Genomic DNA, 14,145 nt, shown 5'->3' with positions numbered 1-14,145 from the left:
GTGACGCACAGGGCATTCGTAGTCGATGCGCAGTCGGATTGCAGGGACGATCCGATTTCCGAACGTCGGCGCACCTGCTGAGTCGGTGCGCATGCCGTGCTGCCTACGCTCCGCAACACGGCAACACCCGACGGAAGGCAGCACCATGGCAAGCGGAGTCGCAGCGGTATGGGTCCCGGTCACCGACATGCACCGGGCGGTCGCGTTCTACCGCGACACCCTCGGACTGACGGTCACGGACGAGTCCGACGACTGGAGTGAGATCGACGCGAACGGTCTCATGATCGGGCTGAACGGTCGCGAGTCGGCGAGCCCGTCGAGCGGCGGGGGAGCGGTCATCACGTTCCAGCCGGACGGGTCGATCGAGGACGAGTTGGCCAGCATCCGTGAGCGTGGTGCGGACGTGCAGGGCGAGATCAGTGAGCACCCGTGGGGCAAGATCGTCCCGTTCAAGGACAGCGAGGGCAACGACCTGCAGTTCTACGCGCCGCCGCAGGGCTGACGCGACCCCAGGACGGACGGGAGGCCCGGTGCCAGCTGGCACCGGGCCTCCCTCGCAGCCTCGGTCGGCGCGCCCCGCGCAACGCTTCGCGTTGCCGCTGAGCGGGGCGCGCCCGTCTGCGCGTGGTCGCCTGCAGAGCGCTACGCGACCGCGATCTCGTTGGGCACGCCCGGCAGTGCGTCGCTGGAGGCGACGACCTTCCCGGTGGTCAGGTCCACGGCGTGCACCTTCCGCTCGGCGGGGTCGGTGACGTAGGCGATGTCGCCGGCGACCTTCACGGCGGGGTGGGCGTCCTGCCACTCGGCCGGGCCCTCCCACGCGTCGATCACGGGGAACGAGTCGAGCTGCTCCCCGCTGGTCTCGTCGAAGGTGTGCAGGGCGCCGTCGTCACCGAGCACCACCGCTTCGTCGCCAGGGCCGCGTGCGAGGTCGCGGAACGTGAAGCCGACGCCGTCGGGCAGGTCCGCGACGGTGTACTTCCCCGAAGCCGCGTCGATCAGCGCGATCTGGTCGAGCAGGTAGCCCTCGCTGTCCGGGTCGTCGTTGTAGTCACCGACCGCGACCGACGACGTGTCCGTGGTGAACAGGTTGCCGGTGCGCCCGTACTCGGTCGGGGCGTCGAGCTTCTCGAACGCGCCGTCGGCGTAGACGAGCGCGCCGTCGGTGCAGCCGAAGACCGCGACCTCGTCCTGGACCGCACCTTCGCCGTGCACGTCCGGGCACGATTCGGAGCGGGTGAGTTCCTCGCCGTCGGCGTCCAGGGCTCGGACGCCACTCCGGCTCTCCTCGGTGCCGATGGTGGTCAGGAGCGTGCCGTCCTCGAGCTCGATCGCGACGCCGTGGTGCGCCGCCTCGGACTCGGTGGTCCGGGAGTCGGGCAGGGCGTCGCCGTCGAGGTCGGTGTTGTCGAAGGTCGTCACGTCGCCGGTGCCGTCGGCGAACAGGGCGGTGCGGTCGCCGTGCACGACGGCGTGCCCACCGGTGTCGGCCGGGAAGACCGCGTCGGTGAGGGCCGGGTCCGCTGCGGTGTCGAGCACCCGGAAGCCCTCGGGCACCGTGACGAGCACGTGGCGGCCGTCGCCGGCGGGGTTCACGCGGGTGAAGCCGTCGACGGCGTCGTCGGCCACGACCTGCAGGTCCTGGTCGAGCACGAGCAGGCCGCCGTCGTAGGTCAGCGTGATGCGGGTGCTGTCGGCTTTCGGGGCCGAGGTGCTCTCGGCATCGGCGGCGTTCGTGGCGCACCCGGTCAGGGCCAGGGCAACGGTGCCGAGCAGCGCGGCCGGCAGTGCCGCGGCGCGGAGGGTCTTGGTTTTGGTCATGGGCAACACTGTACTGATTCTCATTCTCATCAAGAAATCGGAGCCGTCAGGCCGTCGACGATCGACTCGGTGTTCGAGTGCATCATCCCGAGGTAGGTCGACGCGGCGCCGTCCTCGGTCAGGGACTCGGTCGCCAGCGAGCGGATCGACACCTGCAGGTCGACCTCGTCCGCCAGGACCTCGGCCAGGCGTGCGGGTTGCGAGGCGTCGGCGAAGATCGTCGGGACGCCGGCCTGCTCGATCGCGTTCGCCAGATCACGCAGGTCGGCGGCACTCGGGGACGCCAGGGTCGTGCCGCTCGGGATCACGGCACCCACCACCCGGAAGCCGTAGCGGTCGGCGAGGTAGCCGAACACGTGGTGGTTCGTCACCAGGGCCTTGCGATCAGCGGGGATGGTGTCGAACGCGGCGGTCATGTCGTCGTCGAGGGCATCGAGCCGGTCGGTGTAGGCCTCGGCGCCGGGAGTGTCGATGCCGACGGCGTCCAGCTCCTCGTCGAGGGCCTCGATCACGTCGACCATGCGCGCCGGGTCCGTCCAGAAGTGCGGGTCCGGGCCGCCGTCGTCGTCGGTGGTCCACTCCAGGGCGTCGATCGCGTCACCCGCGGTGAAGACGGCCACGCCGTCGTCGGCCGCGGCGCGGACGTGGTGGGCCACGCCTTCCTCGAGCCCGAGGCCGTTCTCGACCACCAGGTCCGCGCTCCGGAGTCGCGCCGCCTGCTGCGCGGAGACCTCGAACGAGTGCGGGTCGCCGCCAGGGGGCATGAGCACCATGACGTCGACGTCGTCGCCGACGACCTCGGTCACGACGTCGCCCAGGATGTTCGTCGTCACGGCGACGAGCGGACGGTCCGACCCGGTCGTGGTGCAGCCGGCTGTCGTGACAGCAACGGCTGCGACGACGAGGGCCGCTGCCACCGCACGCGCGGTGCGCCCGACCGGCAAGGTTCCGCTCACAGTCCCACCTCGGCGAACGCGACGGGCGCGAACGGGAGCTCGATGGTCCGGGCCACGCGGGCGCCGTCCGCGAAGTCGACCTCGTGCACGACGGCGGCCGTGGGGTCGGCCACGTAGGCGCGCTGCGCGTCGAGCTGCAGCAGCGGCGCGGTGTCGGTGTCGGTGTCGCTGTCGACCAGGGGATCAGTCGTCGCGACCTTCCCGGTCGAGGCGGTCACCACGACCACCCGACCCGCGTCGTCGACCCCGACCACGTGCTCGTCCTGGTCGTCGACGGCGACCACCGCACGCAGCGGTTGTTCGGTCGGCACGTGCCGCCAGGAGCCCTGTCGGACGTCGAGCAACCAGAAGCCGGTGTCGCCCGCGAGTCCGGCGACCGTGGGGCGGCCGGCCCGCGCGGCGAAGGCGGTCGGACGCTCGGCGTCGTCCGGCAGTGCGACGAACGAGGTCGCACCGGCATCGTCGACGACGACCGCTCCGTCGGCGCAGCCCACCACGGCGCCCGCGCGGGTGACGATGCCACCAGCGGGGTCGGTGCAGGCCTGTCCGGCGCTGGTCGACCCGGTCGACTCGGTCTGTTCTCCGTCGGTGTCGAGGACGCGGACGGTGTCGCCCTCGGCGGCGACCAGGTGCTCGCCGAGCGGGAGCAGCACGGTCGCGTCGAGTCGTGCGGTCTCGTCGAGCTCGCCCTGCCCGAGTGCCGCGCGGTCGAGCACCACCGCTTCGCCGCGCTCCGGCCAGGCGATCGTGGTCATCGTCTCCGACGAGTGCACCTGGACCGGACCGCCGCCCTCGAGCGTCCCGACGACGCGCGGCTCGGCGGCGTAGTAGTGCGTGTGGTCGCCGTGGTCGACGGTCCAGGATCCCCCGTCGACGACCGTGGTGCGGTCGCCGTCGCTCGTCACCAGGAACCGACCGTCGGTCGCGGAGTGCTCGGCTGCGCCGATGCGGTCCAGGTCGGTCGTCTCGCCGGTGAGCAGGTCGTGCAGCGCCGTCTCGCCGGTCGCGGAGACGGCCAGGAGGCCCAGCTGCGGTTCCTGGGACTCGGTCGCGCCCGCGACGTAGCCGTGCGGGGCCGTGGTCGCGCTGGCGTCGTCGGCCGGCGGTGTCGACGCGGTGGAGCACGCCGTGACGGTGAACGCGAGGCCGGTCGTCAGGCCCAGGGCACCCAGGAGTCGCGTGCGTCGTGCGCGTGTGTGGGGGCGGTCGGTGGTCGGGTCGTGGTTCATGATGCCTCTCGTGCTGGTGCTCGGACGGGGTGTTCGACGGGCCTGGTGGTCGCGCGCGCGGTGCTGCGTGCGATGGCTGCCAGCCCGTGGGACAGGGCGACCCCGGCGACGGCGACGGCCGCGATGCTGGCGCCGGCGGCGGTGCCGGCGTGCCACGAGACGAGCAGGCCGACCAGGACGGCGACGACACCGAGCACCGCGCCGAGGAACATCGTCGAGGCCACGTGCTTCGTCCAGGCGCGGGCCGCGGCGGCGGGCGCGAGCAGCAGCCCGACGACCAGCAGGGTGCCGACCGCGCGGTACGAGGCGACGACGGCGAGGGTGACCAGGCCGATGAGGACCACCTCGGCGAGCCGGGGATGCAGGCCGAGCGTCGCGGCCTTGCGCACGTCGAAGGCCAGTGCCGTGAACGGTCGGTGGAACACGGCGGCGACGAGCAGGGCGACGGCGACCGCGATCGCCAGGCCGACGAGGTCGGTGCGGGTCACGGCCAGCACGTCGCCGAACAGGATCGCGGTGACGTCGGTGGCGAAGGACCGCGATGCCGACACGATGATGACCCCGAGCGCGAGCATCCCGACGAAGAGCAGCCCGATCGAGGTGTCGTACGACAAGCCACCGCGTCGTCGGAGCGCCCCGACGCCGAACACCATCACCCCGGCACTCACGGCGGCGCCGAGCACCGCGGGGACTCCGGTGAGCGCTGCGATCGCGACGCCGGGCAGCATGCCGTGCGACAGTGCCTCGCCCAGGAACGCCATCCCGCGCACGAGCACCCACGTCCCGACGACGGCGCACAGCACCGCGGCCAGGGCGCCACCGGTCAGGGCACGCACCATGAAGTCGACGGTGAAGGGGTCGGTCAGCCAGGTCACGATCCGAGACGCTACATGAAAACGACTATCGATACTGATAGCGTGCTCAGGTGTTCGCGACCGATCCGATGCCCGCCGTCCGCCTCGAGCAGGTGACCGCCCTGCGCGGGGAGCGGACCGTTCTCGACGGCCTCGACGCGGCCTTCCCGGCCGGCCGGGTCACCGCGCTGACCGGACCCAACGGATCCGGCAAGTCGACGCTGCTCGACGTGGTGGCGGGCGTGCTGCGGCCGACCGCCGGGCGCATCACGGGCCTCCCGTCAGGCGGCGTCGCCCACGTGAGCCAGTCCGTCCCGCCGACCACGCTCCCGCTCACGGTCCGCGCGGCCGTCACGATGGGCCGGTGGCGTCACCGGGCCTGGTGGCGACCGCTCGGACGCGACGACCGCGCCGTCGTCGACGCGCAGCTCGAGCGGATGGCGATCACCGAACTGGCCGACCGCCCGCTCGACGCGTTGTCCGGCGGCCAGCGGCAGCGCACGCTCGTGGCACTCGGGCTGGCGCAGCGGGCGCGCGTGCTGCTCGTCGACGAACCGACGGCCGGCGTCGACGCGGCGTCCGCTGCGCTCGTGGTGGCGGCGCTCGCCGCCGAGGCCGCCGACGGCGTCGTGGTCGTGCATGCCGCACACGATCCGGTGGCGATCACCGCAGCCGACGCCGTGGTCACGCTCCCCGCGTCCTGACGGCGCGGGTGGCGGTCAGGGGCAGGCGACGGCGACGGAACCCGTCGAGGTCGTCACCGGCACCGGTGCCGGAGCCTCGTCGGCGACCGGCGCTGCGCTCGAGCGGCGCAGCCCGAGGGAGACGAGCACGATCGCACCCACGACGGCGACCCCTCCGGACAACCAGAAGTCCGCAGCGAGACCGAACGACGACACCGCTGCGCCGCCGAGCACCGACCCCGCGGCGATCGCGAGCTGGATGGTCGTGACGAACAGCGCGAGCCCGGTCTCGGACCCGGCGGGCGAGGCCGTGGACATCCACGTCTGCATGCCGAGCGGCAACGCGCCCCAGACCAGCCCCCACACCACGAGCAGCACGAACACCCCGACGACGGAGTGCGCGAGCAGGGGGAGCAGGACCACGGCGACCGCGAGGGCGACCTTCGACACGCTGATCGTCCCGAGCACGCTCCGCCCGAGGGTGAAGCCGGCGGCGAAGTTCCCCACGATCCCCGCGACGCCGAACACCAGGAGCGCGAGCGTGACGGTGTCCGGGCCGACCCCGACCAGGTCCTGCAGGTACGGCGCGATGTACGTGTACGCGGCGAACTGTGCGGCGAACAGGAACGCCGCGGCGATCAGACCGACACGGGCGCGGGGGACGCGGAGCAGCGAGCCGAGCGTCGCGAACCGGACCTGCTGCTGCGCGGGGATGCGCGGCAGCATCGCGAGCTGCAGGACGAGCGCGACCAGACCGAGCACACCGCCGATGACGAACGCGAGCCGCCAGGTGGCGAGCGACGAGACGAGGGCGCCGAGCGGCAGGCTCACGACCGTCGCGACCGAGACGCCGGCGGTGATGAGCGAGGTCGCCCGGATCGTGGCGGCCGGCCGGACCAGTCGACCGGCGATGCCGGCGCCGATCGCCCAGAACCCGCCGATGCCGACGCCCAGGAGCATCCGGGCCACGAGCAGCACACCGAACGAGGGCGCGATCGCCGCGAGCCCGTCCGCCACCACGAGCAGCACGGTCAGCGAGACGAGCACGACACGGCGGTCCACCCGCGAGGTCAGGACCGTGACGACCGGCGCCGCGACGGCACCGACCAGCCCGGTGGCGACGACCATGAGTCCGGCCGTGCCGATCCCGACGTCGAGGTCGGCGGCGATGGCGGGCAGGAGTCCGATCGGCAGGAACTCGGAGAGCACGAGGACGAAGGATCCGAGTGCGACGGACGTGACACCGAGCCACCCGCGGCGCTCTGCTGACGAGGTCATGGGTTCGTCAAGCAGCGCCGGTCGCGGGCCATTCCCGCGTGTCGTGTCGCTACTCGCTGGCTACCGACACGGTGCGGCCCGACGCCACCGACTCCTGCGCGGCGAGCACGATCGACAGGGTCCGCAGCCCGACGTGCACGTCCGGCTGCGGCTGCACGCCCGATCGGACGGCGTCGACGAACGTCCGGAGCATCGCCGCGTCGGGGTCGGCGCCGTAACGGGACTCGATCGGCAGTCCGGTCTCCGCGACGATCCCGCGTGCAGCCGCCCCGAAGAAGTCGAGCGACACCGTGCCGCCCGTCCCGGCGACGTCGAGCGTCAGCCCACCCCACACCGCCGAGGTGTCCGGCTTGCTCCACGAGCAGTCGATCGCCGCGACGACGCCGTTCGCGTACGTGATCGTGACGAGTCCGGCGGTCTCCGCCTGCGCCCGGGCCGCGTGCAGCGTGCGGTTCGCCACCGCGGTCACGGTGACGGGCGCCGACCCCATCAGGCCCTCGAGCAGGTCCGCGATGTGCACGACGTGGTCGACGATCGCGCCGCCGCCGGACAGCTCCGGCTCGGTGAACCACGACCGGGTCAGGGGGAGCATGCCGTTGTTCGCGCCGCGGACTGAGAACAGCTGCCCGAGCGCTCCGGAGTCGTGCGCCGCGCGGAGCTTGTCGAACGCCGAGGTGAACCGCACCGGGAACGCCACCATGAGCATGACGCCCGCGGCCACGACGGCGTCGCGGATCGCGAGGCCGTCCTCCCACGTGGTGGCGAGCGGCTTCTCGCACAGGACGTGCGCTCCGGCGGCGGCCGCGGCCTCGACGAGTTCGCGGTGCTGGGCGTTCTCGCTCGTGACGACGACGGCGTCCGGGCCCCAGGCGAGCAGCTCGTCGTAGGTGTCCGCGTAGTCGACCCCGAGCTCGTCGGCCAGGTCGCGGCCGCGCAGCTCGACGACCGTCTCGCCCGTGCTGACGCCGCCTGGGTCGGCACCGCGGACCTCGACCCCGGGCATCGCGGCGAGGGCGGTGAGGTAGCCGATCGCGTGGGTGTGGGCGAACGACATCACGGCGATCTTCAGGGCGGTCACGCGCGAGCCCCCGTCGTCAGGGACACCGGCTGCCCGGTGTCCATCGACTCGAGCGCCGCGTTCGCGATCCGGACCGCCTCGGCGCCGTCCGCCGCCGTCACCCGTGGAGCGGCACCGCCGGTGAACGCCCCGAGGAACTCGGCGAGCTCGAGTCCGTACGGGTCGTCGGCGGGGTCGACCTCGGGCAGGAAGCCGTCTGCGGCGTCGGGCACCGCGAGGTCGGCGACGTAGTCCTGTTCGTCGAGCGACCGGTGCGCCAGGCTGCCGCGCGTGCCCGTCACCGAGTACTCGGTCGAGAACGCGAGGTGCTGCGGTCCCCAGATCCCGGCGACGTGGCTGATCGCCCCGGACTCGTGCGTGAGCAGGACGTGTGCTGCCTCCACCGGCTCGGCCTCGGTGCCGGCACGGACGCCGACCGCCGACACCGTGGTGACGGGTCCGGCGACCCACCGCGCGATGTCGAGGTCGTGGATCATCTGGTCCATCACGATGCCGCCGGACAGTGCCCGGTCGGCGAACCACGCGGTGCGGATCGGGAAGGCCCCGGAGCGCACGAACCGCAGGACCGCCAGGTCGCCCAGGAGGCCCGTGGTGACGGCGTCGTGCAGGCGCACGTACGCGGGGAAGAAGCGCACCACGTGGGCCGGGAAGAGCTGTCGGCCGGCGTCCTGCGCACGGGCCACCAGGTCCGCAGCGTCGGCGTCGGTCCGGGCGAGGGGCTTCTCCGACACGACGTCCTTGCCGGCGGCGAGTGCGGCCCGCACGACCTCGGCGTGGGCGAAGGTCGGTGTCACCACGTCCACGACGTCGACGGCGGCGAACAGGTCGTCGAGCGAGTCGACGACGGTGATCGACGAGCCCGCGGCGGCTGCGGCCGGGGCGAACACGGCCGCGAGCTCCGGTGCACCGTCCTGCGCGTACACGACGACCGGGCCGAGCCGGAGCAGGCCGGGCATGTGCGCGTGGGCGATGCCGCCGGCGCCGACGAGGCCGATCCGGGGAGGGGTCGGGGGCATCGGGGCTCCTTCGCGGGGTGGACCGGTCGACGGTGACGGGGACCGGTCCATGCTACCGAGACGGCGGTCGGAGGGTGGTGCTCAGGCGGAGCCGCGCCAGACCACCTCGGTCGGCAGGATGAGTCCGTGCGGGCCCTCGTCGGCGCCGGCGATCTGCGCGAGTACCTGCTGCGCCGCGCTCTCGCCGAGGGTGTGCGCGGGTTGCCGGACCGTCGACAGCGGCGGATCGCAACGCAGTGCCCAGGCGCTGTCGTCGAAGCCGACCACGCCGACGTCACCGGGGACCGACCGGCCGCTGCGCTGCAGGACGTCCATCGCGCCGGCAGCCACGGCGTCCGAGGCGGCGAACACCCCGTCGAGGTCGGGGGCCCGGTCAAGGAGCTCACGCATGCCCTCGGTACCTGCGGTGTAGCTGAACAGCGGGTTCCGGGCCACCAGCTCGGGGTCGAAGCGGTCGCCGAGGGCTGCGGTGAAGCCGGCCAGTCGGTCCTGCCCCGAGTCGCGGTCGAGCCCGGACGCGAGCATGCCGATCCGCTTTCGGCCGGTGGCGACCAGGCGCCGGGTGATCTGCTCGGCGGCCGCGCGGTTGTCGATGCCGATGTACGAGATGTTCGCGGCGTCGGACGGGTGGCCGACGAAGCACGCCGGCATGCCGATCTCCTCGATCGCCCGGGTGATCGGGTCGCCGTCGCGGGCGGACAGCACGATGGCACCGTCGACGAACCCGCCGCGCAGGTACTCGACGACGCGCTCGTTGTCGCGGGCCGAGTCGACCATGATCGTGACGAGCTGCTGGTCGGCCTGCGACAACACCGTGTTGGTGCCGATCAGGATGTTGCCGATGTTCGGGTCGTCGAGCACCTGGACCGACGGCTCGTGCACGATCAGGGCGATCGCTCCGGAGCGTCGGGTGACCAGGCTCCGGGCCGCCGCGCTGCGCACGTAGCCGACGCGCCGGACGGCTGCCTGCACGGCTTCGCGGGCCTCGGGCGACACGTACGGTTCGTCGTTCAAGACCCGTGAGACGGTGCCCCGGGAGAGTCCTGATTCGTCGGCGACGTCCTGGATCGTGGCGCGCTGGCGTGCGGTTCGGACCTCGGACATGCGGCAACCATATCCGTCCCGCGACGGGCTCCAGCACGCGTCTTGTTGACAGCGGTCCGCTTCTGGTGTTCACTCTGGGAGCGCTCCCAGAACGATCCGAACCCGTTCGATCCGGCTGGACTGGGAGCGCTCCCAGAACCTGGGTGACCTTCGCCGTCGAAGGGGTCGTCAACGACCGGAGCGGCAGCGGTCGCCCCGATCAGCGAGGACCCTGACGTGACCACGACCACCCTGCCGACGCCCGCCACCGGGGCGCTCGGGCTCGGCTCGACCGGGCTCGCCTTCGGGTGCGACTACAACCCCGAGCAGTGGGACCCTGCGGTCTGGGTCGAGGACGTCCGGCTGATGCGCGAGGCCGGGGTGAACCTGGTCGCGATCAACGTCTTCGGCTGGTCGCACGTCGAGCCGCGTCAGGGCGAGTACGACTTCACCGCGCTCGACACCGTCATCGAGCTGCTGCACGGCGCGGGCATCGGCGTCGACCTCGGCACCGGCACCGCCTCGACTCCGCCGTGGCTCACCACGCTGCACCCCGAGGTGCTGCCCGTCGTGGCGGACGGCACCACGCGCTGGCCCGGCGGGCGGCAGGCGTTCTGCCCGAGCTCCCCGGTGTACCGCGAGCACGCACTGGCTCTGGTCCGCGCCACGGCGGAGCGCTACGGCGACCACCCCGCGGTCAAGCTCTGGCACGTGTCGAACGAGCTCGGCTGCCACAACGCGCACTGCTTCTGCGACGTCTCGGCCGAGGCGTTCCGTGGCTGGCTCCGTGCCCGCCACGGCACCGTCGACGAACTGAACGCCGCGTGGGGCACCTCGTTCTGGAGCCAGCGTTACTCAGCGTGGGAGCAGGTGCTGCCGCCCCGCGCGACGCTGTCGTTCACGAACCCCGCGCAGACCATCGACTTCGACCGGTTCTCGTCCGACGAACTCCTCGGCCACCACCGTGCCGAGGCCGCCGTGCTGCGCGAACTGAGCGACAAGCCCGTCACCACGAACTTCATGGTCGCCGCGCACATCACCGCGCTCGACTACTGGTCGTGGACGGCCGACATGGACGTCATCGCGAACGACCACTACCTCGACCACCGCCTGCCCCGCCCGCACGCCGAGCTCGCGTTCGCCGCGGACACCACCCGCGGACTCGCCGGCGGAGCCCCGTGGCTGCTGATGGAGCACTCGACCGGCGCCGTGAACTGGCAGCCGCACAACGTCGCGAAGGCACCGGGCCAGATGCTGCAGGACACCGTCGCGCACATCGCCCGGGGCGCGGACGGCGTCTGCTTCTTCCAGTGGCGCGCGTCGGTGCAGGGCTCCGAGAAGTTCCACTCCGCACTGCTGCCGCACGCCGGCACCGACTCGCGCACCTGGCGCGAGGTCGTCGCCCTCGGGTCGCTCGTCGAGCGGCTCGGCGAACTGCGCGGATCCCGGGTCGTCGCCGAGGTCGCGCTCGTCTTCAGCTGGGAGAACCAGTGGGCCGCCGACCTGGAGGCCCACCCCACCACGGCGCTCCGGTACCTGCAGCAGGTGCACGCGTTCCACGCCGCGCTCCGGGACCTCGGGGTCACGGTCGACGTCGTCGCGCCGGGCGCCCCGCTCGACGGGTACACCGCGGTCGTCGTCCCCGAGCTGTACCTGGTGCGTGACGAGCACGCCGCCGTGATCACCGACCACGTCTCCGCCGGTGGCCACGCGGTCGTCACCTTCTTCAGCGGGATCGTCGACGAACGTGACCGGGTGCGGACCGGCGGCTACCCGGGCGCCTTCCGCGACCTGCTCGGCATCCGCGTCGACGAGTTCCTGCCGCTCGCCGCGGACCAGGCGATCGCGCTGTCCGACGGCACCACCGGCACCGTGTGGTCGGAGCCGGTCGCGCTGCGCGGTGCCACGAGCGTCGTCGAGTACGCCGAGGGCCCGCTCGCCGGCACGGCCGCGGTCACCCGCAACGATCACGGCGCCGGATCCGCCTGGTACACGTCCACCGTGCTCGAGGCCGACGCGCTGCGCGACCTGCTCCGCCGCGTGCTCGCCGAGGCCGGCGTCTCCCCGGATCCCGCGACCGCACCGGGTGTCGAGGTCGTCCGGCGCCGCGACGACCAGCACGAGTGGGTGTTCCTGCTCAACCACTCCGACCAGCCCGCCTCGCACACCGTCACGGGCCACGAGCTCGTCACCGACCGACCCGTCGACGGCGTCACCGTCCTCGACGCCGGCAGCACCCAGATCATCCGCACCGACAGGAACCGATCATGACCACCACCACCCAGCGGCCCCGCGCCGTCCGTCGTCGGGGCGGGGGCTCCCGCTACCGCCTGGCGATCGCGATCTTCGTGGTCCCGTTCGCCCTGCTGTTCACCGCGTTCTACCTCGTCCCGATCCTGTACGCCGTGTGGCAGTCGCTGCAGAAGATCGAGCGCCAGGGCACGTTCGGCGCCCCGACACAGGTGTTCGGCGGGCTGAGCCAGTACGCGCTCGTGTTCCAGAACAGCGCGTTCTGGGACTCGGTGCTCCGCGTGCTGCTGTTCGGTGTCGTGCAGGTCCCCGTGATGCTCGGGCTCGCGCTCCTGTTCGCGCTGCTGCTCGACTCTCCGCTGCTGCGTGGCAAGCGGTTCTTCCGCCTGGCCTTCTTCGCGCCGTACGCGGTCCCCGGTGTCATCGCCGCGATCATGTGGGGCTACCTCTACGCCCCGGACCTGTCGCCGTTCTCCGCCGTCACCTCGAAGGTCGACTTCCTGGGGTCCGGCACCGTGCTCTGGGCCGTCGCGAACGTCGTGACCTGGGTCTTCGTCGGCTACAACATGCTCATCATCTACTCGTCGCTGTTGGCGATCCCGGCCGAGATCTACGAGGCCGCCAAGCTCGACGGCGCCTCGCAGCTCCGGATCGCACTGTCGATCAAGATCCCCCTGGTCGTGCCGGCGATCGTCCTGACCGCGGTGTTCTCGGTGATCGGGACGCTGCAGCTGCTGACCGAACCGACCGTCTTCCGGCAGTTCACCTCGACGATCTCGTCGACGTTCACGCCCAACATGCTCGTCTACTCGACCTCGTCGGTGCCGAACTTCAACCTGGCGGCCGCGTTCTCGGTCGTCCTCGCCCTCGCCACGTTCATCCTGTCGATCGGGTTCCTCCGACTGACCCAGCGGAAGGCCGCACAGTGACCGTCCACGCACCGACCCCGGGCGACACCGTGCGCGACGCGGGCCGACCGCTCGAGCCGAACCGGGCCTCCCGTCCGCACCAGCACGGTGCACGCGGGCCGCGGGAGAGCGTCATCTCGCGCAGCGCCGCGATGATCGTGATGGGTGTCTTCACCCTGTACTTCCTGCTGCCGATCTTCTGGCTGCTGGTCTCGTCGACCAAGACGGCCGCGAACTTCAACACCACGTTCTCGCTGTGGTTCAGCGCGACCTCGGTGCAGGACTTCTTCGCGAACCTCGCCGAGCTGTTCACGCGGCAGGACGGCATCTACCTGCGCTGGCTGCTCAACAGCATCGCCTACGCCGGTGTCGCCGGGCTGCTCGGCACCGTGCTGTCGGCGATGTGCGGGTACGCCCTGGCCAAGTACCGGTTCCGTGGACGCGAGGCACTGTTCAACACGTTCCTCGGCGGCGTCCTCGTGCCGGCCACGGCGCTCGCCCTGCCGCTGTTCCTCATCTTCAGCCAGGTCGACCTGACCGACACGTTCTGGTCGGTGTTCCTGCCGAGCATCGTCAGCCCGTTCGGCGTCTACCTGTCGCGGTTGTTCGCGGCGTCGAGCGTGCCCGACGAGATCATCGAGGCCGCGCGCATCGACGGCTCCGGCGAGGTCCGCACGTTCTTCACCGTCGCCGTCCGGCTCATGTCGCCGGCGCTCGTGACGATCTTCCTGTTCCAGTTCGTCGCCGTCTGGAACAACTTCTTCCTGCCGCTCGTGATGCTCCGCGACTCGTCGCTGTTCCCCGTCACCCTCGGCCTCTACACGTGGAACTCGAGCGTGAACCAGTACCCCGACCTGCGCACCCTCGTGCTCATCGGGTCGTTCGTCTCGATCATCCCGCTGCTCATCGCCTTCCTGAGCCTGCAGCGCTTCTGGCGCTCCGGCCTCGGGTCCGGCGGTCTGAAGTAGCCACCCCGACCAGCACTCCCT

General features: G+C 71.9%; 13 protein-coding genes. 5 read left to right on the top strand and 8 right to left on the bottom strand.

The features are described from left to right. The first annotated feature begins 145 nt into the window (after window positions 1-145). Complete coding sequence (locus EDF40_RS08330; RefSeq protein WP_123339174.1) at window positions 146-502, top strand: VOC family protein; 357 nt, start codon at window positions 146-148, stop codon at window positions 500-502. 140 nt (window positions 503-642) lie between these two features. On the opposite strand, the gene EDF40_RS08325 is transcribed toward EDF40_RS08330, so the two are convergent. Genes EDF40_RS08325 through aztB form a run of 4 tightly spaced genes read right to left on the bottom strand, consistent with a single transcriptional unit; the run spans window position 643 to window position 4,881 of the window. Next, on the bottom strand, window positions 643-1,821 hold the full coding sequence (locus tag EDF40_RS08325; protein WP_123339173.1) for a hypothetical protein: 1,179 nt from the start codon (window positions 1,819-1,821) through the stop codon (window positions 643-645). A gap of 29 nt (window positions 1,822-1,850) precedes the next feature. Beyond that, window positions 1,851-2,777 carry a metal ABC transporter substrate-binding protein gene (locus EDF40_RS08320; RefSeq protein WP_260212621.1) on the bottom strand — a complete coding sequence of 309 codons (927 nt, stop codon included), beginning with the start codon at window positions 2,775-2,777 and terminating at the stop codon, window positions 1,851-1,853. After that, window positions 2,774-4,006: an ABC transporter gene (locus EDF40_RS08315; protein WP_123339172.1), complete on the bottom strand. Its 1,233-nt coding sequence runs from the start codon at window positions 4,004-4,006 to the stop codon at window positions 2,774-2,776. Before EDF40_RS08315 ends, EDF40_RS08320 begins: the two co-directional genes overlap by 4 nt. Continuing rightward, the gene (gene aztB, locus EDF40_RS08310; protein WP_123339171.1) at window positions 4,003-4,881 is read right to left on the bottom strand and encodes a zinc ABC transporter permease AztB; all 879 of its coding nucleotides are present in this window, start codon (window positions 4,879-4,881) and stop codon (window positions 4,003-4,005) included. Before aztB ends, EDF40_RS08315 begins: the two co-directional genes overlap by 4 nt. A 50-nt stretch (window positions 4,882-4,931) precedes the next feature. Here aztB and aztA point away from each other — a divergent pair, with 50 nt between their 5' ends. Continuing rightward, a complete protein-coding gene (aztA, locus tag EDF40_RS08305; RefSeq protein WP_260212619.1) occupies window positions 4,932-5,564 on the top strand; it encodes a zinc ABC transporter ATP-binding protein AztA in 633 nt (210 codons plus the stop codon). Window positions 5,565-5,579: 15 nt separating this feature from the next. Here aztA and EDF40_RS08300 read toward each other — a convergent pair whose 3' ends face one another. From EDF40_RS08300 to EDF40_RS08285, 4 genes are all read right to left on the bottom strand, one after another. Continuing rightward, window positions 5,580-6,821: an MFS transporter gene (locus EDF40_RS08300; RefSeq protein ID WP_123339170.1), complete on the bottom strand. Its 1,242-nt coding sequence runs from the start codon at window positions 6,819-6,821 to the stop codon at window positions 5,580-5,582. A 49-nt stretch (window positions 6,822-6,870) separates the two neighbouring features. Beyond that, complete coding sequence (locus EDF40_RS08295; RefSeq protein WP_260212617.1) at window positions 6,871-7,899, bottom strand: Gfo/Idh/MocA family protein; 1,029 nt, start codon at window positions 7,897-7,899, stop codon at window positions 6,871-6,873. Continuing rightward, window positions 7,896-8,915: a Gfo/Idh/MocA family protein gene (locus tag EDF40_RS08290; protein WP_123339169.1), complete on the bottom strand. Its 1,020-nt coding sequence runs from the start codon at window positions 8,913-8,915 to the stop codon at window positions 7,896-7,898. Before EDF40_RS08290 ends, EDF40_RS08295 begins: the two co-directional genes overlap by 4 nt. Window positions 8,916-8,996: 81 nt before the next feature. Next, complete coding sequence (locus EDF40_RS08285) at window positions 8,997-10,019, bottom strand: LacI family DNA-binding transcriptional regulator (protein WP_123339168.1); 1,023 nt, start codon at window positions 10,017-10,019, stop codon at window positions 8,997-8,999. 216 nt (window positions 10,020-10,235) lie between these two features. Here EDF40_RS08285 and EDF40_RS08280 point away from each other — a divergent pair, with 216 nt between their 5' ends. Genes EDF40_RS08280 through EDF40_RS08270 form a run of 3 tightly spaced genes read left to right on the top strand, consistent with a single transcriptional unit; the run spans window position 10,236 to window position 14,124 of the window. Further along, a complete protein-coding gene (locus EDF40_RS08280; protein WP_123339167.1) occupies window positions 10,236-12,269 on the top strand; it encodes a beta-galactosidase in 2,034 nt (677 codons plus the stop codon). Continuing rightward, window positions 12,266-13,177 (top strand): carbohydrate ABC transporter permease, encoded by a 912-nt coding sequence (locus EDF40_RS08275; RefSeq protein WP_123294575.1) that lies wholly within the window; start codon window positions 12,266-12,268, stop codon window positions 13,175-13,177. Before EDF40_RS08280 ends, EDF40_RS08275 begins: the two co-directional genes overlap by 4 nt. Beyond that, window positions 13,174-14,124, top strand: a complete 951-nt coding sequence (locus tag EDF40_RS08270; RefSeq protein WP_243648935.1) for a carbohydrate ABC transporter permease — start codon at window positions 13,174-13,176, stop codon at window positions 14,122-14,124. The genes EDF40_RS08275 and EDF40_RS08270 overlap by 4 nt, the downstream gene beginning before the upstream one ends. Window positions 14,125-14,145 lie beyond the last annotated feature (21 nt).

The sequence above is a fragment of the Curtobacterium sp. PhB170 genome, assembly GCF_003752345.1.
In the GTDB taxonomy this organism is placed as follows: Bacteria; Actinomycetota; Actinomycetes; order Actinomycetales; family Microbacteriaceae; genus Curtobacterium.
Note: the sequence above shows the minus strand (reverse complement) of the source record. Positions and strands in the feature narration are given on the sequence as shown.

What these genes read in the sequence shown, in the direction of transcription:
- EDF40_RS08325 (WP_123339173.1), bottom strand. Translation starts at nt 1,821, where the DNA reads ATGACCAAAACCAAGACCCTCCGCGCCGCGGCACTGCCGGCCGCGCTG.
- EDF40_RS08290 (WP_123339169.1), bottom strand. Translation starts at nt 8,915, where the DNA reads ATGCCCCCGACCCCTCCCCGGATCGGCCTCGTCGGCGCCGGCGGCATC.
- EDF40_RS08285 (WP_123339168.1), bottom strand. Translation starts at nt 10,019, where the DNA reads ATGTCCGAGGTCCGAACCGCACGCCAGCGCGCCACGATCCAGGACGTC.
- EDF40_RS08330 (WP_123339174.1), top strand. Translation starts at nt 146, where the DNA reads ATGGCAAGCGGAGTCGCAGCGGTATGGGTCCCGGTCACCGACATGCAC.
- EDF40_RS08300 (WP_123339170.1), bottom strand. Translation starts at nt 6,821, where the DNA reads ATGACCTCGTCAGCAGAGCGCCGCGGGTGGCTCGGTGTCACGTCCGTC.
- EDF40_RS08275 (WP_123294575.1), top strand. Translation starts at nt 12,266, where the DNA reads ATGACCACCACCACCCAGCGGCCCCGCGCCGTCCGTCGTCGGGGCGGG.
- EDF40_RS08315 (WP_123339172.1), bottom strand. Translation starts at nt 4,006, where the DNA reads ATGAACCACGACCCGACCACCGACCGCCCCCACACACGCGCACGACGC.